This window comes from Micromonospora sp. LOL_013 (assembly GCF_048060315.1).
Lineage (GTDB): Bacteria > Actinomycetota > Actinomycetes > Mycobacteriales > Micromonosporaceae > Micromonospora_E.
Genome location: NZ_JBHMIQ010000006.1, coordinates 94,461 through 120,081, shown reverse-complemented (window position 1 = coordinate 120,081; position 25,621 = coordinate 94,461). Strand labels below are relative to the sequence as shown.

Annotated in this window: 30 protein-coding genes; 25 read left to right on the top strand and 5 right to left on the bottom strand. The window is 70.4% G+C overall.

What is annotated here, in order from left to right:
• Positions 1–42: 42 nt before the first annotated feature.
• The 7 genes from ACFHWS_RS06265 to prfA all read left to right on the top strand — a co-directional run bounded on the left by ACFHWS_RS06265 (position 43) and on the right by prfA (position 7,255).
• A complete protein-coding gene (locus tag ACFHWS_RS06265; RefSeq protein ID WP_416556972.1) occupies positions 43–1,266 on the top strand; it encodes an MFS transporter in 1,224 nt (407 codons plus the stop codon).
• A 47-nt stretch (positions 1,267–1,313) separates the two neighbouring features.
• Positions 1,314–2,183 carry an SPFH domain-containing protein gene (locus ACFHWS_RS06260; protein ID WP_416556973.1) on the top strand — a complete coding sequence of 290 codons (870 nt, stop codon included), beginning with the start codon at positions 1,314–1,316 and terminating at the stop codon, positions 2,181–2,183.
• 15 nt (positions 2,184–2,198) lie between these two features.
• Entirely contained in the window at positions 2,199–2,429 is a 231-nt protein-coding gene (locus ACFHWS_RS06255) for a hypothetical protein (RefSeq protein WP_416567797.1), read from the top strand.
• Between the two features lie 34 nt (positions 2,430–2,463).
• The gene (thrB, locus tag ACFHWS_RS06250) at positions 2,464–3,408 is read left to right on the top strand and encodes a homoserine kinase (protein WP_416556975.1); all 945 of its coding nucleotides are present in this window, start codon (positions 2,464–2,466) and stop codon (positions 3,406–3,408) included.
• A 289-nt stretch (positions 3,409–3,697) separates the two neighbouring features.
• Positions 3,698–5,611 carry a transcription termination factor Rho gene (gene rho / locus ACFHWS_RS06245; protein ID WP_416567796.1) on the top strand — a complete coding sequence of 638 codons (1,914 nt, stop codon included), beginning with the start codon at positions 3,698–3,700 and terminating at the stop codon, positions 5,609–5,611.
• A 233-nt stretch (positions 5,612–5,844) separates the two neighbouring features.
• On the top strand, positions 5,845–6,069 hold the full coding sequence (gene rpmE / locus ACFHWS_RS06240; RefSeq protein ID WP_123603402.1) for a 50S ribosomal protein L31: 225 nt from the start codon (positions 5,845–5,847) through the stop codon (positions 6,067–6,069).
• A 97-nt stretch (positions 6,070–6,166) separates the two neighbouring features.
• Positions 6,167–7,255, top strand: a complete 1,089-nt coding sequence (gene prfA / locus ACFHWS_RS06235; protein ID WP_416556118.1) for a peptide chain release factor 1 — start codon at positions 6,167–6,169, stop codon at positions 7,253–7,255.
• 29 nt (positions 7,256–7,284) lie between these two features.
• Here the strand turns inward: prfA and ACFHWS_RS06230 are convergent, their stop codons facing one another.
• Complete coding sequence (locus ACFHWS_RS06230; RefSeq protein ID WP_416567795.1) at positions 7,285–8,841, bottom strand: GGDEF domain-containing protein; 1,557 nt, start codon at positions 8,839–8,841, stop codon at positions 7,285–7,287.
• A gap of 102 nt (positions 8,842–8,943) precedes the next feature.
• Here ACFHWS_RS06230 and prmC point away from each other — a divergent pair, with 102 nt between their 5' ends.
• The 15 genes from prmC to ACFHWS_RS06155 all read left to right on the top strand — a co-directional run bounded on the left by prmC (position 8,944) and on the right by ACFHWS_RS06155 (position 20,921).
• Positions 8,944–9,846, top strand: a complete 903-nt coding sequence (gene prmC, locus ACFHWS_RS06225) for a peptide chain release factor N(5)-glutamine methyltransferase (RefSeq protein WP_416556120.1) — start codon at positions 8,944–8,946, stop codon at positions 9,844–9,846.
• Between the two features lie 62 nt (positions 9,847–9,908).
• Positions 9,909–10,553, top strand: coding sequence for an L-threonylcarbamoyladenylate synthase (locus ACFHWS_RS06220; RefSeq protein WP_123604990.1), 645 nt, complete (start codon positions 9,909–9,911; stop codon positions 10,551–10,553).
• On the top strand, positions 10,553–11,185 hold the full coding sequence (locus ACFHWS_RS06215; RefSeq protein WP_416556121.1) for a phosphotyrosine protein phosphatase: 633 nt from the start codon (positions 10,553–10,555) through the stop codon (positions 11,183–11,185). Before ACFHWS_RS06220 ends, ACFHWS_RS06215 begins: the two co-directional genes overlap by 1 nt.
• Positions 11,186–11,229: 44 nt before the next feature.
• Positions 11,230–11,628: a hypothetical protein gene (locus ACFHWS_RS06210; protein ID WP_282234780.1), complete on the top strand. Its 399-nt coding sequence runs from the start codon at positions 11,230–11,232 to the stop codon at positions 11,626–11,628.
• A gap of 252 nt (positions 11,629–11,880) precedes the next feature.
• Positions 11,881–12,096: a hypothetical protein gene (locus tag ACFHWS_RS06205; protein ID WP_123603396.1), complete on the top strand. Its 216-nt coding sequence runs from the start codon at positions 11,881–11,883 to the stop codon at positions 12,094–12,096.
• Between the two features lie 28 nt (positions 12,097–12,124).
• Positions 12,125–12,925 carry a F0F1 ATP synthase subunit A gene (gene atpB / locus ACFHWS_RS06200; RefSeq protein WP_282232106.1) on the top strand — a complete coding sequence of 267 codons (801 nt, stop codon included), beginning with the start codon at positions 12,125–12,127 and terminating at the stop codon, positions 12,923–12,925.
• A 114-nt stretch (positions 12,926–13,039) separates the two neighbouring features.
• Entirely contained in the window at positions 13,040–13,252 is a 213-nt protein-coding gene (gene atpE, locus ACFHWS_RS06195) for an ATP synthase F0 subunit C (protein WP_123603394.1), read from the top strand.
• Positions 13,253–13,342: 90 nt separating this feature from the next.
• Positions 13,343–13,885 carry a F0F1 ATP synthase subunit B gene (locus ACFHWS_RS06190; protein ID WP_278171188.1) on the top strand — a complete coding sequence of 181 codons (543 nt, stop codon included), beginning with the start codon at positions 13,343–13,345 and terminating at the stop codon, positions 13,883–13,885.
• Positions 13,885–14,709: a F0F1 ATP synthase subunit delta gene (locus ACFHWS_RS06185; protein ID WP_416556122.1), complete on the top strand. Its 825-nt coding sequence runs from the start codon at positions 13,885–13,887 to the stop codon at positions 14,707–14,709. The genes ACFHWS_RS06190 and ACFHWS_RS06185 overlap by 1 nt, the downstream gene beginning before the upstream one ends.
• 56 nt (positions 14,710–14,765) lie before the next feature.
• A complete protein-coding gene (gene atpA, locus ACFHWS_RS06180; protein WP_416556123.1) occupies positions 14,766–16,412 on the top strand; it encodes a F0F1 ATP synthase subunit alpha in 1,647 nt (548 codons plus the stop codon).
• Positions 16,413–16,423: 11 nt separating this feature from the next.
• On the top strand, positions 16,424–17,353 hold the full coding sequence (locus ACFHWS_RS06175) for a F0F1 ATP synthase subunit gamma (protein WP_416556124.1): 930 nt from the start codon (positions 16,424–16,426) through the stop codon (positions 17,351–17,353).
• Entirely contained in the window at positions 17,353–18,807 is a 1,455-nt protein-coding gene (atpD, locus tag ACFHWS_RS06170; protein ID WP_416556125.1) for a F0F1 ATP synthase subunit beta, read from the top strand. Before ACFHWS_RS06175 ends, atpD begins: the two co-directional genes overlap by 1 nt.
• Positions 18,808–18,951: 144 nt before the next feature.
• Positions 18,952–20,094, top strand: coding sequence for an LCP family protein (locus ACFHWS_RS06165; RefSeq protein WP_416556126.1), 1,143 nt, complete (start codon positions 18,952–18,954; stop codon positions 20,092–20,094).
• Between the two features lie 85 nt (positions 20,095–20,179).
• On the top strand, positions 20,180–20,470 hold the full coding sequence (locus ACFHWS_RS06160; protein ID WP_123603387.1) for a F0F1 ATP synthase subunit epsilon: 291 nt from the start codon (positions 20,180–20,182) through the stop codon (positions 20,468–20,470).
• Between the two features lie 13 nt (positions 20,471–20,483).
• Positions 20,484–20,921, top strand: a complete 438-nt coding sequence (locus tag ACFHWS_RS06155; protein WP_278171179.1) for a DUF2550 domain-containing protein — start codon at positions 20,484–20,486, stop codon at positions 20,919–20,921.
• A gap of 21 nt (positions 20,922–20,942) precedes the next feature.
• Here ACFHWS_RS06155 and ACFHWS_RS06150 read toward each other — a convergent pair whose 3' ends face one another.
• A complete protein-coding gene (locus tag ACFHWS_RS06150) occupies positions 20,943–21,332 on the bottom strand; it encodes a VOC family protein (RefSeq protein WP_416556127.1) in 390 nt (129 codons plus the stop codon).
• Positions 21,333–21,357: 25 nt separating this feature from the next.
• Positions 21,358–21,930 (bottom strand): cob(I)yrinic acid a,c-diamide adenosyltransferase, encoded by a 573-nt coding sequence (locus ACFHWS_RS06145; protein ID WP_416567794.1) that lies wholly within the window; start codon positions 21,928–21,930, stop codon positions 21,358–21,360.
• On the opposite strand from ACFHWS_RS06145, the gene murA reads away from it, so the two are divergent.
• From murA to ACFHWS_RS06130, 3 genes are all read left to right on the top strand, one after another.
• Positions 21,929–23,344: a UDP-N-acetylglucosamine 1-carboxyvinyltransferase gene (murA, locus tag ACFHWS_RS06140; protein WP_416567793.1), complete on the top strand. Its 1,416-nt coding sequence runs from the start codon at positions 21,929–21,931 to the stop codon at positions 23,342–23,344. The two genes, ACFHWS_RS06145 and murA, sit on opposite strands and share 2 nt — an antisense overlap.
• Before the next feature lie 123 nt (positions 23,345–23,467).
• The gene (locus ACFHWS_RS06135; protein ID WP_416556130.1) at positions 23,468–24,316 is read left to right on the top strand and encodes a 3-hydroxyacyl-CoA dehydrogenase family protein; all 849 of its coding nucleotides are present in this window, start codon (positions 23,468–23,470) and stop codon (positions 24,314–24,316) included.
• 43 nt (positions 24,317–24,359) lie between these two features.
• Positions 24,360–24,545: a hypothetical protein gene (locus ACFHWS_RS06130; protein WP_416556131.1), complete on the top strand. Its 186-nt coding sequence runs from the start codon at positions 24,360–24,362 to the stop codon at positions 24,543–24,545.
• An 81-nt stretch (positions 24,546–24,626) separates the two neighbouring features.
• Here ACFHWS_RS06130 and ACFHWS_RS06125 read toward each other — a convergent pair whose 3' ends face one another.
• Both ACFHWS_RS06125 and ACFHWS_RS06120 read right to left on the bottom strand, forming a co-directional pair.
• Entirely contained in the window at positions 24,627–25,079 is a 453-nt protein-coding gene (locus tag ACFHWS_RS06125) for a hypothetical protein (protein WP_416556132.1), read from the bottom strand.
• Entirely contained in the window at positions 25,076–25,480 is a 405-nt protein-coding gene (locus ACFHWS_RS06120) for a DivIVA domain-containing protein (protein ID WP_416556133.1), read from the bottom strand. The genes ACFHWS_RS06125 and ACFHWS_RS06120 overlap by 4 nt, the downstream gene beginning before the upstream one ends.
• Between the last annotated feature and the right edge of the window lie 141 nt (positions 25,481–25,621).

Sequence of the window (25,621 nt, the reverse complement as noted above, 5' to 3'; positions counted from 1 at the left end):
CTTCGTCCACTGTCCGGTTTCCGGTCGGTAAGGTGTCGGTACGTGTCCTCACCGTTAGCGGTCCTTACCGGAAACCGGGATTTCCGCCGGCTGCTCCTCGCCGAGCTGGTCGTCTTCGGGGCGGACTGGTTCGTCATGGTGCCGCTGGTGGTGCTGCTGCCGGAGCTGACCGGCAGCGGCGTCTGGGGCGCTCTGGTGCTCGCCGTGGACACCGGCATCCACGCCCTGATGTTGCCGTTCACCGGTACGCTCGCCGACCGCTTCGACCGCCGTCGGATCCTGATCGCCGCGAACCTGGCCGCCGTCGTCGCGGTGCTGTTGCTGCTGGCCGTGCGCACCCCGGGTACCGCCTGGCTGGCGTTGTTCGCCATCGCGTCGCTCGCGGTGGCGAAGTCCTGCTACTCGCCGGCCGCCCAGGCCGCGCTACCAAACGTGGTCTCGGCGGCGGAGCTGCCCGCCGCCAACGTCTTCGCCGGTTCCGCGTGGGGCACCATGGCGATCGTCGGCGCGTCGCTGGGCGGGCTGATCAGCGCGGCGCTCAACCCGTACGCGTGCTTCTGGATCGCCGCCGCGGCGCTGCTGCTGGCGGCGGTGGTCACCATGTCGATCCGCCGGCCGATGCAGGCTCCGCGCGACGCCACGCTGCCGGCACCCCGGACGCTGACCGCGATCCGGGAGGCGCTGGCCTACATCGGTGGCCGTCCGCAGGTGCTCGCCCTGGTGACCGCGAAGAGCGCGGTCGGCCTCGGCAACGGCGTACTCACGTTGTTTCCGCTGTTGGCCGGGGTGTACGGGGTCGGCGCGATCGGCACCGGCCTGCTGTTCGCCGTGCGGGGTGCTGGCGCGGTCATCGGGCCGCTGCTGACCCGCCCGGTGCTGAACCGGCGGTCCTGGCTGCTCACCGGGTTGGCCGCGTCGATGTCGGTGTACGGGCTGTCCTACGCCAGTATCTCGCTGGTCACCTGGTTCCCGCTGGTGCTCACCCTGGTCTTCCTTGCGCACCTGGGCGGCGGCAGCAACTGGGTGCTGTCCAACTACGCCCTGCAGGCGGTGGTGCCGGACCGGCTGCGCGGCCGGGTCTTCGCCACCGATCTGATGCTCGCCACCCTGTCGATCTCGGTGAGTCAGTTGATTGTGGCCAGTGTGATCGACACTCTGGACACCCGGATCATCCTGGCGACGTGTGGTCTGGTGACCGTCACCTATGCGATCGGCTGGCGGCTGGCGACCCGGCGGCTGGGCTCGGTGGTTGCGGCCAATCGCTAGCATCGTGATATCACTTTGATAGCGAGCTGGTGGTGGAGGGAACGAGCATGGAACGAGCCGTGTTCCGGAGGTCGGGATTCGTGGTGATCGGCGGCCTGGTGGTGCCAGGTCTGCTCGGCCTGGCGGTGGTGGCGCCCGGCATCAATTCGGTGGCCGACGTGGATGTCTGGATGGCCGTCGCCGCCGTGGTCTACGCCGGGGTCATCGCGCTGGCCGCCACCGGGTTCACCGTGGTCAACCCCAACGAGGCGCAGGTGGTGCAGTTCTTCGGTCGCTACCTCGGCTCGATCCGGGTCGCCGGCCTGCACTGGACCTGGCCGTTGACCGTCCGGCGCAAGGTCACCCTGCGGGTGCGCAACTTCGAGACCGACCGGCTCAAGGTCGCCGACGCCGACGGCAACCCGGTCGAGATCGCCGCCGTCGTGGTGTGGCGGGTGGTCGACTCGGCGAGCGCCGTCTTCGCCGTCGACGACCACGTCGAGTACGTGGCCGTCCAGGCCGAGGCCGCCGTCCGGCACCTGGCCACCAGCTACCCGTACGAGGCGCACGACGCTGGGCGGGCCAGCCTGCGGGACAGTACGGTGGTCGCCGACGAGCTGACCGAGGAGTTGCGGGAGCGGGTCGAGCTGGCCGGCGTGGAGGTGCTGGAGTCCCGGGTCACCCACCTCGCGTACGCCCCCGAGATCGCCCACGCGATGCTCGCCCGGCAGCAGGCCGCCGCCGTCGTCGCGGCCCGGTTCCGGATCGTCGAGGGCGCCGTCGGCATGGTCTCCAACGCGTTGGAACGGTTGGCCGACGAGCACGTGGTCGACCTCGACGAGGAACGCAAGGCCCAGATGGTCGCCAACCTGCTGGTGGTGCTCTGCGGCGACCGGGCGGTGCAGCCGGTGGTGAACACCGGGTCTCTCTACAGCTGAGGCGGTCCACGGCTGATGGCCGAACGCAAGAAGCTGCTGTTGCGGCTCGATCCGGCGGTCCACGAGGCGATTGCCAAGTGGGCCGCCGACGACCTGCGCAGCGTCAACGCCCAGATCGAGTACGCGCTGCGGTTCGCGCTGCGCGCCGCCGGCCGGACACCCGGATCGGGCCGGACATCCGGATCCGATCGGGCAACTGGATCGGGCCCGTCGACCGACGGCCCGGACCGGCCGTCGGCGCCCTGACACCGGGCAACCGACCAGGACCTAGCATGGGGCGATGGGTATCAGCTTCGTTCCCGGGCCGGTGACCGTGCGGGTCCCGGCCACCAGCGCCAACCTCGGCCCCGGGTTCGACGCGCTCGGGTTGGCGCTCGGTCACCACGACGAGGTGACCGCCCGGGTGGTGCCCGCCGGCTGCCGGGTCGAGATCTCCGGCGAAGGATCTGGCGAGTTGCCGCTCGACGGCGGCCATCTCGTCGTCCGCGCCATGCACGCCACCTTCGACGAGCTCGGCGGCCGGCCGGCTGGCCTGGCGTTGAGCTGCGTGAACCGGATCCCCCAGGCACGCGGCCTGGGTTCGTCGTCGGCGGCGATCGTGGCCGGCGTACAGCTGGCCCGAGGGCTCGTCGTCGGCGGGACGCAGCTGCTGGACACCGCCGCCGCGCTGCGGATCGCCGCCCGGTTGGAGGGCCACCCGGACAACGTGGCACCCTGCCTGCTCGGCGGGTTCACCATCGCCTGGACCGAGGCGTCCGGGTCGCGGGCGGTGTCGGTGCCAGCGCATCCGGCGGTGTCGCCGACTGTCTACGTACCCAGTAACCGGGGTCTGACCGAGGCGGCGCGGGCGGCGCTGCCCGCTCAAGTCCCGCACGCGGACGCCGCGTTCACCGCCGGCCGGGCCGCCCTGCTGAGCCATGCGATCACTGCCGACCCGACGCTGTTGCTGGCCGCGACCGAGGACCGGTTGCACCAGGACTACCGGGGTCCATCGATGCCGGCCAGTGCGGAACTGGTCCGCCGCCTGCGGGCGACCGGTGTGGCCGCGGTGATCAGTGGGGCGGGTCCGAGCGTCCTGGCGTTGACCGAAGTCCCGGCCGACTTCTGTCCGGGAATGGACTGGCAGACTCACTTGTTTGCGGTAGACGTTGCCGGAGCCCGGATCGAAGGCGCTATAGTAGGACACGCCGAGCGGGACCCTGTTGCTGCAGGTCGGAAGAGTTGACTACGCTCTAGGCCAAGCACAGCCGCGAAGCACGCGATCTCCTGCGGGGCGGCGCACCCCCGAAGCTATCGGCGGTAAGCCCGTCTCACCCCTGCCTAGGTCACCGCCGAACCGCAGTCTTCACGGATCGCTGCAGATGTCGAGAGCTGCCCACCGAGGCTGGTGAAGCGGGCTCGGCAGAGCTGCGCGAAGACTCCCGCGACGTGTCATGCGAGGCGGGTGCACCGAGGCCGCCCGGCCACCTAGCGTCTTGACCCGGGTTGCCCGGCCTATCGAGGGAAGGAATCCATTGAGCGACACCACCGACGTGACGTCGGATGTCTCCAACGTCGCTGACGACACCACCGCTGCTCCTGCCCGCCGTCGGCGGTCCGGCACCGGGCTGTCCGCGATGCTGCTGCCGGAGTTGCAGAGCCTCGCCGCGTCGCTCGGCATCTCCGGCACCGCCCGGATGCGCAAGAGTGAGCTGATCACCGCGATCACCGAGCGCCAGGCCGGCGGGGGCGCCCCACGGCCGCGCGCCGAGGTCGCGGCGGCGACCGCACCCCCTCGGGAGGAGGTCCGCGCCGAGGTCCGTCCTGAGGCCGAGCGGCGTGACAGCGGCGACGGTGAGCAACTCGCCATCGTTGACGAGCCGGCCCGCGAGCGCAGCACCCGCCGGGGCCGTCGGTCGGCAGCCGAGTCGCGTACCGACGAGACCGCGACCACGCAGACCACGCAGACCACGCCGACTGAGTCGGGCGATCGGGCCGACCGGGGCGGTGACGGTCGGGACAACCGTGGCGAGCGGGCCGAGCGTGGCGGTGACGGTCGGGACAACCGTGGCGAGCGGGCCGAGCGTGGCGGTGACGGCCGGGGTGGTCGCGACCGCAGCGACCGGGGTGACCGGGGTGACCGTAACGACCGGGGTGACCGCAGCGAGCGGAACCAGCGGGACAACAACAACGACGACGACGACAACGAAGGCGGCGGTCGGCGCAGCCGACGCAGCCGGTTCCGCGACCGTCGGCGGCGGGGGGACCGCGGTGACGGCGACGGTGGTGGCGGCCGGGAGCCGCAGGTGACCGAGGACGACGTACTCGTCCCGGTGGCCGGCATCCTCGACGTGCTGGACAACTACGCGTTCGTGCGTACCACCGGCTACCTCTCCGGGCCCAACGACGTCTACGTCTCCATGTCGCAGGTCAAGAAGCACGGTCTGCGGCGCGGTGACGCGGTCACCGGCGCGGTGCGCGCCACCCGCGAGGGTGAGCAGCGTCGCGACAAGTACAATCCGCTGGTCCGGCTGGACACCATCAACGGCATGGAGCCGGAGGAGGCCCGGCGGCGTCCCGAGTTCTACAAACTCACGCCGCTGTACCCGCAGGACCGGTTGCGGTTGGAGACCGAGCCGCACATCCTCACCACCCGGGTCATCGACCTGGTGATGCCGATCGGCAAGGGGCAGCGGGCGCTGATCGTCTCCCCGCCCAAGGCGGGCAAGACGATGGTGCTGCAGGCGATTGCCAACGCCATCACGCACAACAACCCCGAGTGCCACCTGATGGTGGTGCTGGTCGACGAACGCCCGGAAGAGGTCACCGACATGCAGCGGTCGGTGAAGGGTGAGGTCGTCGCGGCCACGTTCGACCGGCCGCCGCAGGACCACACCACGGTCGCCGAGCTGGCCATCGAACGTGCCAAGCGGCTGGTGGAGCTGGGCCACGACGTCGTCGTGCTGCTCGACTCGGTGACCCGGCTGGGCCGCTCGTACAACCTGGCCGCGCCGGCCAGCGGGCGGATCATGTCCGGTGGTATCGACTCGACGGCGCTGTACCCGCCGAAGCGGTTCCTCGGCGCGGCCCGCAACATCGAGAACGGCGGTTCGTTGACCATCCTCGCCACCGCACTGGTGGAGACCGGATCCATGATGGACACGGTGATCTTCGAGGAGTTCAAGGGGACCGGCAACGCCGAGCTCAAGCTGGACCGCAAGATCGCCGACAAGCGGGTGTTCCCGTCGATCGACATCCACCCGTCCGGCACCCGTAAGGAGGAGATCCTGCTCGCGCCGGAGGAGCTGGCGATCACCCACAAGCTGCGCAAGGTGCTCCACTCGCTGGACTCCCAGGCGGCGCTGGACCTGCTGCTGGACCGGCTCAAGCAGAGTCGGACCAACATCGAGTTCCTGATGCAGATCGCGAAGTCGACGCCGGGGGAGTGACCCTGGCACCGGTCGCCCCGCGCGGTCGGGAATCCGGCAGGTCCGTCGGGCGTTGCGTCCGGCGGTGTTCGTGACGGTCGCGGTGGGCGGTTCGCTCCGCCCACCGCGACCCGCCGCCACGGCCCGTGGCAGACTGACAACAGGCCAGGTTCCGGTTCACGCCAGAGTCGGCCCGCGCAACGGCGCGGCCGATGTCGACGGCGACCCGGCGACCGACGAAGAGAGGACCATCCGTGAAGAAGGACATTCACCCGGAGTACGTGACCACCGAGGTCACTTGCTCCTGCGGCGCATCGTTCACCACCCGCAGCACCGCACCCGGCGGCAAGATCCACGCTGAGACCTGCAGCGCCTGCCACCCGTTCTACACCGGCAAGCAGCGCGTCCTCGACACCGCCGGCCGGGTCGCCAAGTTCCAGCAGAAGTACGCCAAGGCGAAGGCCAACAAGGCCAAGTAGCTGTGCACGCGGCGCCCGCTTCCGACCGAGGTCGGGGGCGGGCGCCGCGGTGTCTGGACGGTCCTGGTCTGTTCAATCCGGATGAAGGAGTACTTGTATGAGCAGCGAGCGCCTGGCCGGGCTCCTCGACGAGTACGCCGAGCTGGAGAAGCAGCTGTCTGATCCGGCGATCCACGCGGACCAGACCACCGCCCGCCGGGTCGGTCGCCGGTTCGCCGAGCTGGCCCCGCTGCACAAGGCCGCCGGCGAGCTCGCCCAGGCCCGGGCCGACCTGGCCGCCGCCCGGGAGCTGGCCGGCGAGGACCCGGCGTTCACCGTCGAGGCGGAGGCAATCGCCGCCAGCCTGCCCGACCTGGAGGCCCGCCTCGCCGAACTGCTGATCCCCCGGGACCCCCACGACGCCAAGGACGTCATCGTCGAGATCAAGGCGGGCGAGGGCGGCGAGGAGTCGGCGCTGTTCGCCGGCGACCTGCTCCGGATGTACCTGCGGTACGCCGAACGGCGCGGCTGGCAGGTCGAGGTGCTCGACTCGCAGGATTCCGACCTCGGTGGGGTCAAGGACGTCTCGCTCGCGATCAAGTCGCGGGGGATGCCCGAGGGCGGCAACGGCGTCTGGTCCCGGCTCAAGTGGGAGGGCGGCGTGCACCGGGTGCAGCGGGTGCCGGTCACCGAATCGCAGGGCCGGATCCATACCAGCGCCGCCGGGGTGCTGGTGCTGCCGGAGGCCGAGGACGTCGAGGTCAACGTCGACCCGAACGAACTACGCGTTGACGTTTTCCGCTCCTCCGGCCCCGGCGGCCAGTCGGTCAACACCACCGACTCGGCGGTGCGGATCACCCACCTGCCGACCGGCATCGTCGTCTCCTGCCAGAACGAGAAGAGCCAGCTGCAGAACCGGGAGCAGGCGATGCGGATCCTGCGCGCCCGGTTGCTCGCCGCCGCCCAGGAACAGGCCGACGCGGCGGCCTCCGACGCCCGACGCTCCCAGGTGCGTACGGTCGACCGGTCCGAGCGGGTGCGCACCTACAACTACCCGCAGAACCGGATCACCGACCATCGGATCGGCTACACGGCGTACAACATGGACCTGGTGGTCGGCGGGGAGCTTGACGGCGTCCTTGACGCGCTCGCCGAGGCGGACCGGGCCGCCCGGCTGGCCGGTGACGCCGAACTGACCCGCCGCTGACCGACGCCACACCGGCACCGGCCTGACGGTCAGCGCACCGGATGGGGCCGTTGCCGGGCCTCGCGCATCTGCCGGGCGGCCACCTCGAAGGCCCGGCTGAGCGCTTCGCGCAACCCTGGACCGGAACCGCTGATCTCGGCGTAGCCGACGCTGATCCCGACCGGAGTGCCAGGTACCAGCGACTCCCACTCCTCACCGGCCACCGCGGCGGTGATCCGGCGGGCCACGTCGGCCGCCTCGGCCGGGCCGGCGCCCGGCAGCACCACCACGAACTCGTCGCCGCCGTACCTGGCCACGAAGTCACCCCGGCGCATCACCCGGTTGATCACCCCGGCGACCCGTTGCAGCACCAGGTCACCGGAGTGGTGGCCGTGCACGGTGTTGACCGACTTGAAACCGTCCAGGCCGCAGACCATCACCACGGCCCGATCGCCCCGGCCGGCCATGTCGGTGACGTAGAGGTCGAGGTGGCGGCGGCTGGCCAGCCCGGTCAACGGGTCGGTCAGCGCCTCCTGGGTGTACTGCGCGGCGGAGCGACGCATCTCCTCCTGGTCCAGCCGGGCGGCGATGCCGTCGACGTACATGTCGCGCAACCGGTCGTTGCGCCGGGTAGCCAGCCGGAACGCGTACCGGTCGGCGTCATGCGCGGCGGCGTGGTCGCCGGCCCGGGTGTGCGCGACGCTGCGCAGCCGGGCCGTCTCGGCGGCACCTAGTGTCTCGGCGGAGACCACCGCCGCGGACAGTCGGGTCAACGCCTCCGCCGGCCGGTCCGCCGCGATGGTCAGGCAGACCACCCCGAGCTGGCGCAGGTCGCGGGCGCGGGCACTGTCGCCGCCGTCGATCATCAACCGGGTCGCCTCCGGGGCACCGGCGGGCAGCTGGGCCGGCTCACCGAGTGCGGCCAGCCGGGCCAGGGCGTACCCGTAGGCCACCCGGCTGCTCGGGCGCAGCAGCCTGGCCCGGTCGGCGTGCACGAACTTCGCCAGGTCGCTGCCGATGTCGCGGAGCACCCGCAGGCAGCCGTCGGTGTCTCCATGATGGTCCAACGCGACGGCGTTGCGCAGCCGGATGCCGGGCGCGGCGAAGGTCTCCTCTGGAATGCCGGTGGCGTTGGCGAGCTGCCGGGCGTGCTCGATGGCGCTCAACGCGTACCCGTGGAAACTGAGGTAGGAGTAGGCCATCGCCAGGTCGTGCCAGCCCCAGGCGGTTTCCCGGTCCACGTCGGTGGCGGCGCCGAGCGCCCGCGCACTGTGCACCAGATGGGTGACACACCGGTCGAACGCGCCCTGCTGGTGAGCGGCGAGCGCGGCCAACGCGTGCAGGTGGCCGTGCAGGTACGGCTCGCTGACGTCCCGGGCGGCCTCGAACGCCCGGTCGACGGCCACCGTGTACTCGGCGGACCGGCCGAGGTTGAGCAGCGCGGAGAGCCGCTGCACCAGCGCGTCGGCCCGAACGTACCGGTTGCTGGTGCTCCGGATCACCTGCTCGAAGGCGACACAGGCTTCGGCTGAGCGGCTGCCTTCCATCAGCGCCCGGGCCTGCATCAGCGCCTCGGCCTGGTCGGTGAGCCGGTCGAGCCAACCCACGCACAACCTCCCTGGAGCCCGCTGGAATCTGGCGGAGCACACACCCGACCCGATCCGCGACCTGTTCTGCGGACGCCCGGGTGGACGCACCATGATTATGTCGTGAACCACTTGCCAGAGAACACCTCCGGATTGCCGGATCGGACGCCGGTCCGAGCCGCAGTGGCCGCCGCGGCCGCCCGGCTGGCCGCCGCCGGTGTCGCCGCCGCCCGGGTCGACGCGGAGCTGATTGCCGCCTCGGTGCTGGACATTCCGCGTGGCCGGCTGGCATTGAGCGGCGACTTCGACCAGGCCGACATCGGCAGGTTTCACAGTCTGGTGACCCGCCGGGCGGCTGGAGAACCGGTGCAGCACCTCACTGGATCGGCACCGTTTCGTTATCTGGAGCTCGCGGTGGGGCCGGGGGTCTTCGTGCCCCGGCCGGAGACCGAACTGCTCGCCGGAGCGGGCGTTGACGCGCTGCGTGACCAGCCCGGCGAGGCGGTGGTCGTCGACCTGTGCAGCGGCAGTGGCGCGGTGGCACTGGCGGTCGCGCACGAGGCTCCGACGGCGCGGGTGGTCGCGGTTGAACGCTCGGCGGACAGCCTGCGCTGGCTGCGTCGCAACGCCCGGCGACAGGCCGCCGCCGGGGACCGGCCGATCGAGGTGCTGGCCGGCGACGTCCGGGATCCGGGCCTGCTCGGCGAGTTCGCCGGCCGGGTGGACGTGCTGCTGTGTAACCCGCCGTACGTACCGGACGGCACCCCGGTGGCGCCGGAGGTCGCCAGGCATGACCCGGCCGAGGCGGTCTTCGGCGGGCCGGACGGCCTGGCGGTCATCCGACCGGTGGTGCACCGCGCCGTGAACCTGCTGCGTCCCGGCGGGCTGTTCGGGGTCGAGCACGACGATGGTCACGCCGCCGCCGTCGTCGCGTTGGTCGTAGCCGACGGCCGTTTCGACGCCGTCACCAGCCATCACGATCTGGCCGGCCGGCCGCGCTTCGTGACCGCCCGCCGGGCGGGCTGACGGCAGCTGGAGGTGATCGGTGCGGATCAGCGGGCGGGCACGTGGCAGACTGGCACACCGTGATGCTCTATGACTGCCGGTCCGCCGCCGACCGTGACAAAGGCATCGCCGCGGCGATCGAGGCGGTCAAGAACGGCGAGCTGGTCGTGCTGCCGACCGACACCGTGTACGGCGTCGGCGCCGACGCCTTCACCTCGTACGCGGTCACCGCGTTGCTCAACGCCAAGGGGCGGGACCGGCAGATGCCGCCGCCGGTGCTGGTCGGTTCCCGGCACACCCTCGACGGGCTGGTGCTGATCCTGCCGCAGCCCGCCCGCGACCTGGCCGACGCCTTCTGGCCGGGGGCGCTCACCATGATCGTCGAGCACGCGCCCAGCCTGAACTGGGATCTGGGGGACACCGACGGCACTGTCGCGGTCCGGATGCCGCTGCATCCGGTGGCGCTGGAGGTGCTGCGGGAGACCGGCCCGATGGCGGTCTCGTCGGCGAACAAGACCGGCCGGCCGCCGGCGGTGACCGCTGCCGAGGCCCGGGACCAGCTCGGCTACTCGGTGCGCGCGTACCTGGAGGCCGGCCCGTGTCCCGACCCCGTGCCCAGCACCATCGTCGACCTCACCGGCGACGTGCCCCGGGTGGTCCGCGACGGCGCGATCCCGATCGAGAAGCTGCGTGACGTGGTCCCGGACATCATCGGTACGGAGTCCTAGTGCCGCCGTTCACCGTCCTTCATGTCTGCATGGGCAACATCTGCCGTTCGCCGATGGCCGAGCGGCTGCTGGTGCTGGCGCTCGAGCAGCGGCTGGACCGCCTCGGTCCGGCCGTCGCGCCGCCGGTCGAGGAGCTGTTGCACAGCCACAGCGCCGGCACCGGCGGTTGGCACGCCGGCGAGGAGATGAACCCACCGGCGGCCCGCCAGGTGCTAGCTCGGGGCGGGCAGGTTGACGGCTTCGCCGCTCGTAAGCTGCGGTCCGACCAGATCGACGCCGCCGATCTGGTCCTCACCGCCACCGCCGACCAGCTCGAGTACGTGCTCGCGTTGCGCCCGGATGCCGCCGAACGCACCTTCGTGCTCGGCGAGTTCGGCCGGTTGCTGCCGGCGGTGGACGCGGCCGGGCTGCCCGGTGCCCGGTCGGGTCCGGACGCGGCGGTCACCCCGGAGGCGATGCACGCCCGGGGCGCGGCACTGGTCGCCGCGGTCGCCGCGGTCCGGTCCGGCGCCGGTCCGCAGCCGGGGGACGATCTGGACGACCCGTGGGGGCGCGGCGACCACACCTTCGCCCGGGTGGCCGACGAGATCGAGGAGACGGTGGGAGCGCTCGGCGTGGCGCTGCTGCCCTGAGATCGGCGGGGCGGGCAGAGGATGCAGGCGGAGGTCGTCCGGTGATGCGCAGTCGGCTGCGGCACCTGCCGGTGCCGTCGATGGTGTCGGCGGTGCTGCTGGTGGTGCTCGCCGGGGTCGGCGGCTGGCTGGACGGAGTCCCGGGGGCGGTCGGCGCCGTCGTCGGTGTCGCGCTGGTGGCGGCCAGCTATGTGGCCTCCAGCCTGGCGCTGGCCTGGGCGGACTCGGTGCATCCGCGGATGGTGCTCAGTGTGGGCCTGCTCACCTACAGCTTGAAGTTCGCGCTGCTCGGGGTGGCGGTGTTCGCGGTGGCGGCGTCGGACTGGCCGGGGCAGCGGATGCTGGCGGTGGCGATCATCGTGGCCACAGTGGGATGGATCACGGCCCAGGTGTGGTGGACCTTCCGGGCCCGGATCCCGTACGTGGAGATCGACCCGCGTTGACCCTCCGGCAATCCCGGGTGTACGCCCGGCCGGTGGGCCGGCGGCGAGGATCACCAGTTTTCGCGAAGATTTGTCGGATTTGACCTACGCTGAGGTCGGGATCGCCGGTCATGTGGGGAGTGCATACCGACCAGGGCGGAAGAGGAGTAGCGTGTGCACCCATCTGACGTGCCACCGGGTCGCCCACACAACGAGGGTTGTGCGGGGGGTGACGCACAGCCTCCATCGTTGCCCTGATATGTTTCCGGCGTCATGGCCGGTGAACCACCTTCCGAACCCGCAGGTCCCTCGGGGGCCGACACCGGGTTTGCCGCGATCGGCTACCTGCTCGGCGGGATGGCCGTGTGGGGCGGTGCGGGGTGGCTCGTCGACCGTTGGCTGGACCTGCCCAACGTCGGGCTGCTGATCGGGCTGATCGGCGGGACGGCGGCCGGGGTCTACCTGACCGTTAAGAAGCTGGGCGCGTGAACCAGGCCCGACCAACGGAGGATGCGCGTTGATTGAGCAGCCGACCGTTCTCGCCGCGGAGTTCCCTCCCGGCGTGGATGCCTTCGACTTCCGCAGTCTGATCCCCGGGTTGGACGGCACCGCCTGGGCGGCCGCCTTCACCAAGATCACACTGCTGCTCTGGATCGCCGCCGCGCTGGTGATGATCTTCTTCCTGGTCACCTACCGCAGCCCGAAGCTGGTGCCGACCAAGGGCCAGTGGCTGGCCGAGTCGGTGTACGGCATGGTGCGCGACAACATCGCCCGGGACGTCATCGGCCGGGACGGGGTGCGGTTCGCGCCCTACCTGACGGTGCTGTTCTGCTTCATCCTGCTGAACAACCTCTGGGGCATCGTCCCGTTCGCCCAGATCTCGCCGATGTCGCACATCGCCTTCCCGATGGTGCTGGCGTTGGTCAGCTGGCTGCTCTACATCGGCCACGGCATCGCCAAGTGGGGTTTCGTCGGTTACGTCAAGCACGTCTGCTGGGTCTCCGGCGCGCCGCTGTGGGTGCAGCCGATCCTGGTGCCGATCGAGTTCGTCTCGAATCTGATCCTGCGGCCCGTCACGCTGTCGGTCCGACTTTTCGCCAACATGTTCGCTGGCCACATGATCCTGCTGGTCTTCACCCTCGGCGGCGTGGCGCTGTTCCAGGCCGACAGCCTGTTTATCAAGCCCATCGCGGTGCTGAGCTGGGGCATGGCGATCGTGATGACCTTCTTCGAGTTCGGCATCATGGTTCTCCAGGCGTACGTGTTCACCCTGCTCAGCGCGACCTATCTGCAGCACTCCCTGGCCGAGTCGCACTGATTCCGCCTCCCTCGACCGATACACGTCCACGGGTCAGCCGCGTGGACGACAACTGAAACATTCACCTAAACGTGCGCGTGACGGACACGCGTTCAACGCAGGAGGAAAACAACCATGGAGATCACCGGCAGCCTGAACGCCATCGGCTACGGCATCGCCGCCCTCGGCCCCGGTATCGGCGTCGGTCTGGTGTTCGCCGCCTACATCCAGGCGACCGCCCGCCAGCCGGAGAGCGCCGGCCTGACCCGGGTCTACATGTTCATGGGCTTCGCCGTGATCGAGGCACTCGCCCTGCTCGGTCTGGTGCTCGCGTTCGCGCTCAACTGACCCGGCCGGCATCCGGTGAGCCGACGGGCTCACCGCGTCTGACTCGGTGACCGGTTGCGTGAGCGCCGGTCCGGGCGAAGGGAAGTGTCCATGTACGAAGAAGTCACGTACATCGCCGCGGAAGAGGGCGGGAACATCCTGCTCCCGCCGCTGTCCGAGATCATCGTCGGCCTGATCGCCTTCGGTCTGCTCGTCGCCGTACTGCTGAAGTTCGTGTTCCCGCGGATGGAAGCGATGTACCAGGCGCGGGTCGAGGCGATCGAGGGCGGCATCAAGCGGGCCGAGGCCGCCCAGGCCGAGGCGAACCAGCTGCTGGAGCAGTACAAGGCCCAGCTGGCCGAGGCGCGTACCGACGCGGCCCGCATCCGTGACGACGCCCGGGCCGACGCCGAAGGGATCCGGCAGGACATCCTCGCCAAGGCGCGGGAGGAGTCCGACCGGATCATCGCGGCCGGCAAGGAGCAGCTCGCCGCCGAGCGGCAGACCATCATCCGGGAGCTGCGCGCCGAGGTCGGCACGCTCGCGGTCGACCTGGCCGGCCGGATCGTCGGAGACGCGCTCGCCGACGAGGCCCGCCGTAAGGGCACCGTCGAGCGGTTCATGGCCGACCTGGAGAACGCGGGGGCCCGCTGATGCAGTCCGCCACCAGCCGGGAGTCCTACGCAGCGGTGACCGAGCGACTGGTCGACTACGTCGCCGGTGCCGCCCCGACGGCGGTCGCGACCACGGCCGACGAGATCCTCTCGGTGGCCGACCTGCTGCGCCGTCAGCCCCGGCTGCGGCGGGCGCTGGCCGACCCGGCCCGGCCCGCCGACGACCGGACCGGGCTGCTGCGCGGCCTGTTCGGGGGGAAGATCGGCGCGGACAGCCTCGACCTGCTCGACGCGGTCGTCGCAGCCCGCTGGTCGGTGCCGTCGGAGCTGCTTGACGCCACCGAGCGACTCGGCGTCGACACGGCACTGGCCGGTGCCGAGTCGGCCGGCGAGCTGGCCGAGGTGGAGGACGAGCTGTTCCGGTTCGGCAAGATCATCGACGGCGACCCGCAGCTGGGTGCCGTGGTCGGTGACGTCGCCGTGCCGGCCGACCGGCGGGTCGAACTGGTCCGCACGCTGCTCACCGGAAAGGCGCTGCCGGCCACGGTGCGCCTCGCCGAGCAGGCGGTCCGGGGCTTCGGCGGGCGATCCGTCGGTGCCGGGCTGGGCCGGCTGGTCGAGCTGGCCGCTGCCCGGCGGGACCGTCAGGTCGCGCATGTCACGGTCGCCGCACCACTGACCCAGCCCGAGGAGCAGCGGCTGGGCGCCACGTTGGCCGAGATGTACGGTCGGGAGGTGTCCGTCAAGTTGACGGTCGACCCCGCCGTACTTGGCGGGATGAGCGTACGGATCGGTTCCGACCTGTACGACGGCACCGTTCGGCGCCGCCTCATCGACACTCGCAAGGCGCTCGCTGGGCGCTGATTCAGTCCATGCCGTTCCGGGTTCATCCGGGCCACTAGACATAGAGGAAGCAGAGGATGGCCGAGCTGACCATCTCGTCGGACGAGATCCGTGGTGCCCTAGAACGCTACGTCTCCTCCTACACGCCGGAGCTGTCTCGCGAAGAGGTCGGCACCGTGGCGGACGCCGGGGACGGCATCGCCCACGTCGAGGGCCTGCCCTCGGCGATGGCAAACGAACTGCTGGAATTCGAGGACGGCACGCTGGGCGTGGCGTTGAACCTCGACGTACGTGACATCGGTGTGGTCGTCCTGGGCGACTACGCCGGCATCGAGGAGGGTCAGCGCGTCAAGCGCACCGGCCGGGTGCTCTCCGTCCCGGTCGGCGACGCCTTCCTGGGCCGGGTGGTCAGCGCGCTCGGTGAGCCAATCGACGGCCTCGGCGACATCACCAACGACGGCTTCCGCGAGCTGGAGCTGCAGGCGCCGAACGTGATGGCCCGCCAGTCGGTGTCCGAGCCGCTGCAGACCGGTATCAAGGCGATCGACGCGATGACCCCGATCGGTCGCGGCCAGCGGCAGCTGATCATCGGCGACCGCAAGACCGGTAAGACCACCGTCGCGCTGGACACGATCCTCAACCAGCGGGCCAACTGGGAGTCCGGCGACCCGGCCAAGCAGGTGCGCTGCATCTACGTGGCGATCGGGCAGAAGGCTTCCACCATCGCCTCGATCAAGGGCGTGCTGGAGGAGCACGGCGCGATGGAGTACACCACCATCGTCGCCTCGCCCGCCTCCGACCCGGCCGGCTTCAAGTACATCGCCCCGTACACCGGGTCGTCGATCGGCCAGCACTGGATGTACGCCGGCAAGCACGTGCTGATCGTCTTCGACGACCTGAGCAAGCAGGCCGAGGCGTACCGCGCGGTGTCGCTGCTGCTGCGCCGTCCGCCGGGTCGTGAGGCGTACCCGGGTGACGTCTTCTACCTGCACTCCCGGCTGCTGGAGCGGTGCGCGAAGCTCTCCGACGAGCTGGGCGGCGGCTCGCTGACCGGTCTGCCGATCATCGAGACCAAGGCCAACGACATCTCGGCCTTCATCCCGACCAACGTCATCTCGATCACCGACGGGCAGATCTTCCTGGAGACCGACCTGTTCAACCAGGGCCAGCGGCCGGCGATCAACGTCGGCACGTCGGTCTCCCGGGTCGGTGGCGCCGCGCAGGTCAAGCCGATGAGGAAGGTCGCCGGCCGGCTGCGGCTGGACCTGGCCCAGTACCGCGAGCTGGAGGCGTTCTCCGCGCTCGCCTCCGACCTGGACAAGGCGTCGCGCAACCAGCTGGAGCGCGGTGGCCGGCTGGTGGAGCTGCTCAAGCAGCCGAACTACTCGCCGTTCCCGGTGCAGGAGCAGGTCGTCGCGGTCTGGGCCGGCACCGAGGGCAAGCTCGACGACATCCCGGTCGGTGACGTCCGGCGATTTGAGATCGAGTTTCTGGAGTACCTGCGGCACTCGCACAAGGGCACGCTGGACTCGATCGCCGCGCTCAACTGGGACGACGAGATTATCGCGACGCTGTCCGACGCGGTCGAGAAGTTCAAGCAGATGTTCCTGTCCAAGGATCCGGCGCCGATGGTGAACGAGGCACCGGCCGAGGCCCTGGAGGGCGAGCAGGAACGCGAGAGCGTCACCCGGTACGTCGCCGACGCTGACGCCGAGAAGGAATAGGGCGGTTCCGGATGCCAGCGCAGGTTCGGGTACTCCGCCAGCGGATTCGCTCGGCGAAGTCGATGAAGAAGATCACCAAGGCGATGGAGCTCGTCGCGACGAGTCGGGTCGCCAAGGCCCAGGCGCGGGTGGCGGCCTCGCTGCCGTACGCCAACGCGATCACCGGTGTGCTCACCGCGCTGGCCTCCAACGCCTCGGTCGACCATCCGCTGCTGACCGCACGTCCGACGGTGCGCCGGGCCGGCGTGCTGGTGATCACCAGTGACCGGGGCCTGGCCGGCGGCTACAGCACCAACGCGATCAAGACAGCGGAGTCGCTCATCGCGCGGCTGAAGGCCGACGGCAAGGAACCGGTGCTGTACGTGATCGGCCGCAAGGGCGTCTCGTACTACCGGTTCCGTAACCGGCCGATCGAAGCGAGCTGGACCGGCTTCTCCGAGCAGCCCGGCTTCGCCGACGCCCGCGAGGTCGGCCAGACGCTGATCGCGGCGTTCCAGCGCGGCGCGGACGACACCGACGGCGGCGGGGCCGACCAGGTGCTCGGGGTGGACGAGTTGCACATCGTCTCCACCGAGTTCAAGTCGCTGATGACGCAGACCCCGGTGCCCCGGATCCTCGGCCCGATGGAGGTCAAGGACGAGCCTAGGGACGCAGCTGGGGTGCTGCCGGCGTACGAGTTCGAGCCGAACGCCGAGGCGCTGCTCGACGCGTTGCTGCCGAAGTACATCAACACCCGGATCTACGCGGCCCTGGTCGAATCGGCGGCGAGTGAATCGGCGGCCCGGCGGCGGGCGATGAAGAGCGCCACCGACAACGCCGAGGAAATGATCGAGAAGTACACGCGGCTAATGAACTCGGCGCGTCAGGCCGGGATCACTCAGGAGATCAGCGAGATCGTCGGCGGCGCCAACGCGCTCGCGGCGGCGGGAAGTGAAGTGTGATGACTGCCTCTGTAGAAACCCAGGCAACCGGAGCGACCGCATCGGCTACCGGCCGCGTGGTCCGGGTCATCGGCCCGGTCGTCGACGCCGAGTTCCCGCGCGACGCGATGCCCGACATCTTCAACGCCCTGCACGTGGACGTCGCGCTTGCCGGCGGCGAGCGGACCCTGACCCTCGAGGTGGCCCAGCACCTCGGCGACAACGTCATCCGGGCCATCTCGATGCAACCGACCGACGGCATGGTCCGGGGCGCGGAGGTCCGCGACACCGGTGCGCCGATCATGGTGCCGGTCGGTGACGGCGTCAAGGGCCGGGTGTTCAACACCATCGGTGAGTGCCTCAACCTGGCCGAGGGGGAGACGCTGCAGGTGACCGAGCGCCGGTCGATCCACCAGAAGGCGCCGGCGTTCGCCGACCTGGAGCCGAAGACCGAGATGCTGGAGACCGGCATCAAGGTGCTCGACCTGCTCGCCCCGTACGTCAAGGGCGGCAAGATCGGCCTGTTCGGCGGTGCCGGCGTGGGCAAGACGGTGCTCATCCAGGAGATGATCATCCGGGTCGCGAACAACTTCGGTGGTACGTCGGTCTTCGCCGGCGTCGGGGAGCGGACCCGTGAGGGTAACGACCTGATCCACGAGATGACCGAGTCCGGCGTCATCGACAAGACCGCGCTGGTCTACGGCCAGATGGACGAGCCGCCGGGTACCCGGTTGCGGGTCGCGCTCGCCGCGCTGACCATGGCCGAGTACTTCCGGGACGTGCAGAAGCAGGAAGTGCTGCTGTTCATCGACAACATCTTCCGGTTCACCCAGGCCGGTTCCGAGGTCTCCACGCTGCTCGGCCGGATGCCGTCCGCGGTGGGCTACCAGCCCACCCTGGCCGACGAGATGGGCGAGCTGCAGGAGCGGATCACCTCGGTCCGGGGCCAGGCGATCACCTCGATGCAGGCGATCTACGTCCCCGCCGACGACTACACCGACCCGGCGCCGGCCACCACCTTCGCGCACCTGGACGCCACGACCAACCTGGAGCGGTCCATCTCCGACAAGGGCATCTACCCGGCGGTGGACCCGCTGGCGTCCTCGTCGCGGATCCTCGCCCCGGAGTTCGTCGGCCAGGAGCACTACGCGGTGGCCTCCGAGGTGAAGCGGATCCTGCAGAAGTACAAGGACCTGCAGGACATCATCGCCATCCTCGGTATGGAGGAGCTCTCCGAGGAAGACAAGATCACCGTCTCCCGGGCCCGCCGGATCGAGCGGTTTCTGTCGCAGAACACCTACGCGGCCGAGGTCTTCACCGGCATCAAGGGTTCGTACGTGCCGGTGAAGGACACCATCGAAGCCTTCCGCAAGATCAGTGAAGGGGAGTACGACCACTTTCCTGAGCAGGCCTTCTTCATGTGCGGTGGGCTCGACGACCTGGAGCGCAACGCCCAGGAGCTCATGAAGGGCTGACGACGGCGCCAGCCGTCGGCCTGGAGGAAGGGCTGACCCGATCTGCGCCAGACGAGCGCCCCGCCATCGCGGCGGGGCGCTCGTCGCGTTTGCCGGCGACCGGCCGGGGTACCCGACCGGCTCTGCGGCGGACGGGGGTCGAGCATGACGCAGCCGGATCGGACCCGGGCACGCCCAGCGAGGCTGAGCCGTCCGGAACGGCTGGCGCTGCTCGCCGTACTCGTCGGTCTGCTTCTCGCCGGTGGGGCCGTGGTGGTGCTGAGCCGCACCGTCGCCGACCGGTACGCGGCGGCCGTACCCACCGCGAATTTGTTCGGCGACGTCGGCGTCGGTGCCGGTGTGGACACCGGCCCGGACGACCGGCTCACCGGCCCGGTCAACCTCTTGGTGGCCGGCATCGACCGGCCGACCGACCAGCCGGAGAAGGTGCCCCGGGCCGACACCGTGCTCCTGGTGCACGTGCCGAGTGGGTTGTCCCGGGCGTACCTGATCTCGTTGCCCCGGGACCTGCTGGTGGACGTCCCGGCGTTCGGTGTCAGCGGCCACCCGGGCGGCGTCGACCGGATCAACTCCGCGATGGCGTTCGGCAGCAGGGTGCCCGGTGCCGAGCACCCGGACCCGGTGACCGGCTTCCAACTGCTCGCGGCGACGGTCTCGGCCCGCACCGGGATCGACCGGTTCGACGCCGGTGTGATCGTCAACTTCGCCGGCCTGGAACGCCTGGTCGACGCGGTCGGCGGGGTACGGATGACCATCGACGCCGATGTGCGCTCGGCGCACCGCCAACCGGACGGCCGGCCGCGGCCGGGCAATCCCGACGGCCCCGGGTACGTCGGTCCGCAGGCCGAGTACAAGCAGGGGGAGCAGCGGCTCAACGGCTGGCAGGCGCTGGACTACGTCCGGCAGCGGGAGAGCCTGCCGGACGGCGACTACGGCCGGCAGCGGCACCAACGGCAACTCGTCCGGGCGTTGGCCGAGCAGGTGATCACCCGGGATCTGATCACCGAGCCGGGCCGGCTGACCGCGGTGCTGGAGGCCGCTGGCGAGGCGGTGGTGGTCGGCACCCGGGGCCGGTCGCTGGTCGACTTCGCGTTGGCGCTGCGCCGACTGCGTGCCGACGACATCGTCATGCTGGGCCTGCCGGGCGTTGCCGTCACCGACCCGGGCGGCGGGTACCAGGGGGAGCGGTTCACCGACGACGCCGACGAATGCCTCGCCGCGTTGCGGGCCGGCACTCTCGACCAGTTCGTGTTGACCCGTCCTGAACTGGTCAATCGCGAAAAGTAACGGGTGGCCCGGCGGGCACCCGGCTGGGAGTCCGCGCATCGCCCCGATTAAACTCGGGTGGTCCTCGCCATCAAAGGAGTCCGCGTTGGCCAAGCAACTGCACGTCGAACTCGTCGCCGTCGAGGAGATGGTCTGGTCCGGTGAGGCAGAGATGGTGATCGCCCGCACCACCGAGGGTGAGCTCGGCGTACTGCCCGGCCACGCGCCGATGCTCGGCCAGCTCGCCGAGCCCGGCCAGGTACGGATCACGCTGCCGGGGCGGGAGCAGCTCGCCTACGACGTCGCCGGCGGGTTCCTCTCGGTGACCACCAACGGAGTGACGATTCTCGCGGAGGAAGCCACTCCGGCCGCCCCCGCCACCGCATCCGGACACTGAGCGGGCTGCGTCGATGTCGACCATCCAATGGTTCGGGATCGGCGTACTGATCCTGCTCGCCGCGATCCTGGTGCTGTTCGTCCGGCGGGCGCTGGTCGTCCGGGTGCGCGGCACCATCAAGTTGAGCTTCCGGGTCTCCACCATGGTCGACGGCCGTGGCTGGTCGTCCGGATTCGGCCGGTTCGCCGGTGATGAGCTGCGTTGGTACCGGATGTTCAGTTTCGCGCTGCGACCCAAACGTGTGCTGTCCCGGCACGGCCTGGCCGTGGAGAGCCGGCGCAGCCCGCGTGGGCAGGAGCGGCTCGCGTTGCCGCACGACTGGGTGATCCTGCGGTGCACCAGCCACCACGCGCCGGTCGAGATCGCCATGGCGGAGTCGACGGTCACCGGCTTCAGCTCCTGGCTCGAGGCCAGCCTGCCGGGCGGGAGCTCGCGCAGCCTCGCCGCCTGACATCCAAAGGAGTATCCGGCTCTACCCGTCGGCGACGACTTCCACCTCGTAGCCGTACCGGTCGGCCAGGTACCCGGCGTAGGTGTCCGGCCCGCCCGCGTACGGATGCCGGTCGGCGAACAGCAGTGACCACCCGTGAGCCGGCGCCGCCGCGACCAACTCGTCCACCCGCTGTCTCGGCCCGGCGTGGAACGCGACGTGGTTCAGCCCCGGCGCGCACCGGTCGTGTCGCCGGTTGCTGAGCGTCGGGGACTCCTCCAACACCAGATACGTCGCGCCGTACCGCCAGGATCGGCCGGCCGGCCAGCGCTGGTACGGCTGCCAGCCAAGTTCACCCAGCAGCCAGGACCAGCCCGGTTCAGCCCCGGACAGATCGGGTATCCAGAGCTCTACGTGGTGCAGCCCGGCCATCTGCTGATCCGCGATCTTGTCGGAATCAGCGTCCGCCGCCCGGTTTCCACAGCACGTCGCCGTCCGGGTTTGCGGTTCTGGACAAGATGAACAGCAGATCCGAGAGACGATTGAGATACTTTGCCGGAAGAGCACTAGTTCGTTCCGGTTCGTGGGTTATCAGCGCCCATGCCGAACGCTCGGCCCGCCGGGCGACGGTACGGGCCACGTGCAGCAGCGCGGCACCGGGGGTACCGCCTGGCAGGACGAAGGAGTCAAGCTTGGCCAGCCGTGAGTTGTGCTCGTCGCACCACCCCTCCAGCCGGGTGACGTACGCCTCGGTTACCCGCAGCGGCGGGTACGCCGGCTCCGGCTCGACCGGGGTGGCCAGGTCGGCGCCGACATCGAACAGGTCGTTCTGGATCTGCCCGAGCATTCCGCGCAGCGTTTCGTCGAGATCGCCGAGGGCGACGGCGGCACCGAGCGCGGCATTGCACTCGTCGACGTCGGCGTACGCGCAGATGCGCAGGTCGGTCTTGGCGACCTGTTCGTTGTTGCTCAACCTGGTCGTGCCGGTGTCCCCGGCCTTGGTGTAGATGCGGGTGAGGTGGACGGCCATGAGCGACAGGGTACGGATTCTCAGCCGCGCCGGCAGCGCCACCGTCGAGCCAGCTCTGCCGCCGGCCGCGTCCGGAGACGTCATCCGGGTCGGCGGCGGTAGTCGGCTCGCCGGGACGGTGCCGGTAGAGGGCGCGAAGAACTCGGCGTTGAAACTGATGGCGGCGGCGTTGCTGGCACCGGGCCGGACGGTGATCGGCAACGTGCCGCGGATCACCGACATCGCCATCATGGCCGACGTGCTGCGCGGACTCGGCTGCGAAGTCACCATGAGCGGGTCCGACCCGCTGTCGGTTGCCGGACCGTCGTTGGTCGCCGGCTCGCGGTCGGCTGCCGGCTCGCCGCGCGCCGACACCGTGGTCATCGACGTGCCGCCGGCACCCAGCTGTCAGCCCGACGTCGATCTGGTCCGCCGGCTGCGGGCGTCGATCTGCGTACTCGGTCCGCTGCTGGCCCGGTGCGGACGCGTCACCGTCGCCCAACCGGGCGGCGACGCGATCGGCTCGCGCGGGCTCGACATGCACGTGGCCGGCCTGGCCCGGATGGGTGCCGAGATCTCCGCCGCCGACGGACTGGTCGTCGCCTCGGCCGCGCGGGGCCTGCACGGAGCGACGATCTGGCTGGACTTCCCGAGCGTCGGCGCCACCGAGAACCTGGTGATGGCGGCGGTGCTGGCCGACGGGATCACCGAGATCGACAACGCGGCCCGCGAGCCGGAGATCGTCGACATCTGCGCGATGCTCACCGAGATGGGCGCCCAGATTGACGGCGCCGGCACCGCCACCCTGCGGATCGAGGGCGTGCCGGAGCTGCGGCCGGTCCGCCACTGCACCATCGGCGACCGGATCGTCGCCGGCACCTGGGCGTTCGCCGCCGCGATGACCCGCGGCGACGTCACGGTACGCGGCGTCGACCCGTCGTTCCTGGCTGTCGCCCTCGACAAGGTGGCGGCCTCCGGGGCCACCGTCGACACCACCGGCGACGGTTTCCGGGTACGGATGGAACGTCGGCCGAGGGCGGTGGACGTGGTCACCCTGCCGTTCCCCGGCTTCGCCACCGACCTGCTGCCGATGGCGATCGGCCTGGCCTCGGTCAGCGAGGGCGCGTCACTGGTCACCGAGAACATCTTCGACGGCCGGTTCCAGTTCGTCGACGAACTGCTGCGGCTGGGCGCGGACATCAGGACCGACGGCCATCACGCGGTGGTACGTGGCCGGGAACGGCTGGTCGGCGGCCGGGTCCGGGCGACCGACATCCGGGCCGGAGCCGGGCTGGTGATCGCCGGGCTCTGCGCCGAAGGGGTCACCGAGATCGCCGACGTGCACCACATCGACCGGGGCTACCCGAACTACGTGGCCGACCTGTGCTCGCTCGGCGTCCAGGTGCAGCGGCTGTCCGGGGCACCGGCCGGCTGACTGCTGGGTGTGCCGTACGGCCAGCGGCCGACCGCCCCTACCGGGTTAGCGATCGTTCAGGTGCGCCGGATAAGCTGCCAGCTGGCACATCCGGTCGAGGCGCGTGGACGAGGAGATGCAGAGATGGCAGGTCAGCTGGCAGTGATCGGCGCGGGGTTGATGGGCTCGGGCATCGCCCAGGTTGCCGCCCAGGCGGGCTGGCAGGTCATCCTGCGCGACCTGGACGACGCGGCGACCTCCCGGGGCGTCGCCGGCATCCGCCGGTCGCTGGACAAGTTCGCTGGCAAGGGCGCGATCAGCGCCGACGATGTCGAGTCGACGATGGGCCGGATCACCACCACTACCGAGCTGGAGGCAGCGGCCGACGCTGATGTCGTCGTCGAGGCCGTCTTCGAGCGCATCGAGATCAAGCACGAGGTGTTCCGGGCACTCGACAAGATCTGCAAGGCGGACGCCGTGCTGGCCACCAACACGTCGGCGATCCCGGTGACCCAGATCGCCGCAGTCACCGAACGCCCCGAATCGGTGGTCGGTACCCACTTCTTCTCCCCGGTGCCGATGATGAAGCTGTGCGAGCTGGTCCGCGGCTACAAGACCTCGGATGCGACCCTGGCCACCGCGAAGGCGTTCGCCGAGGAGATCGGCAAGACCTGCGTAGTGGTCAACCGGGACATCGCCGGCTTCGTCACCACCCGGCTGATCGCCGCGCTGGTCGTCGAGGCGGTCAAGCTCGTCGAGTCCGGTGTGGTCTCCGCCGAGGATCTCGACACCGCCTGCAAGCTCGGCTTCGGTCACGCGATGGGGCCGCTGGCCACCACCGACCTGACCGGGGCGGACGTGCTGCTGCACGCGGCGAAGAACATCTACGCCGACACCGCGGACGAGAAGTTCTTCCCGCCGGAGCTGCTGCAGCGCATGGTCACCGCGGGCGACCTGGGCAGGAAGACCGGCCAGGGCTTCTACAGCCACTGACATCGCCACCGGACCGAGGTTCGTGACGAGAAGAGTAGTCATCATGTCGCTCTCTGACCTAGAGACCCTCGACCTGTTGTCCACGCCCAGCGCGCTGGAGGAGATCCGGCGTGCCGAGGCAGACCTCGCCGCCGGCCACGGCATCGACGCGGACGAACTGCTGTGCCAGCTTGCTGCCCGCGCGGAGCGCGAACAGCAGCGAGCGACGAGGCATACCGACTTTCCGTAGTGCACGCTGCCCGGCGAGCCCTGACAGAGGGGCTGCCTGTCGGCTCGCCACTGGCCGTTGCGGCGGCCGTCGACGAGTTCCTCACCGGCCTGCTGCTGGAGCGGCCTCATCCGGTCGGCAAGCCGTTGACCCGCGAGCTGACCGGTGTCGGCCGGTCGGTTCGAGGCGGCCGGCGGTGAAGGTGTAGTGCGCGTACGGGCCGTGCCGGTCACCGCAGGCCCGCAACCGGCGCCGCTGATGTTCCGCCGACAGGAGCCGGTCTGCCGGGTGCGGGTACCAGATCGCCACGCCGTCGCAGTGCCCGACCACGTCGACGATGCCGTGCCGGACGGCGTACTCCAGCTCGGCGGCGAAGAACCGGTGCATCGTCAGGTACCGCAACGCGTGGTCGTTGATCAGCCAGGACACCACCGGGTCCAGTACGCACGCCTGTGCCAACAACTCGGCCAGGGGTTCGACGTCGGCGGCCGTGGCGGCCCGTACGGTCAGCGCCGGACCGCCACTGCTGCCGACGACTGGCGTCGACCCGGTCACCGGCGTGCGCCGCCCTGGTAGACGCCGTGCCGAGTGGGCGTTGCGTGCGTGGACTGCCAGCGGCGCAGCGCGTCCTTGATCCGGTCGTTCTGCTCCCAGGTGCGTTCGAGTTCGGCGTACACGATGCCAAGATCGTGAGCGACGCGGTCGAGGAACGCGGCGACCTCGCCGGGGTCGAGGCCGCGGCCGCCGCCGCGCCGGGGGACCGTCGGGAAGCGGTGGCTGCGGACCTGCCAGGGCCGGACCGGTCGGTACGCCGACCCGCGCTGATTGTGGCCGGCCGGGGTGCCGGGTGCCCGGTAGACGCCGGTGGCGCTGCCGGCGGGCCAGCTGGCCGGTGGTGTGGCGGCCATGGTGCGTCGTTGCCGGCGGACCTGCCACCGTCGCCACAGTTCACGCATCTCGTCTTCCTTCCCATTGCTCGCTGCTGCCGCTGGTGTTGCTGCTGGTTCCGCTCATCCGGGTGTCGTTGGTGGGTGGACGGGGGTGGCCCTGCCGCTTGCCGATGCCGGCAGGCCACCCCACCCCGATCGCCGCAGCCC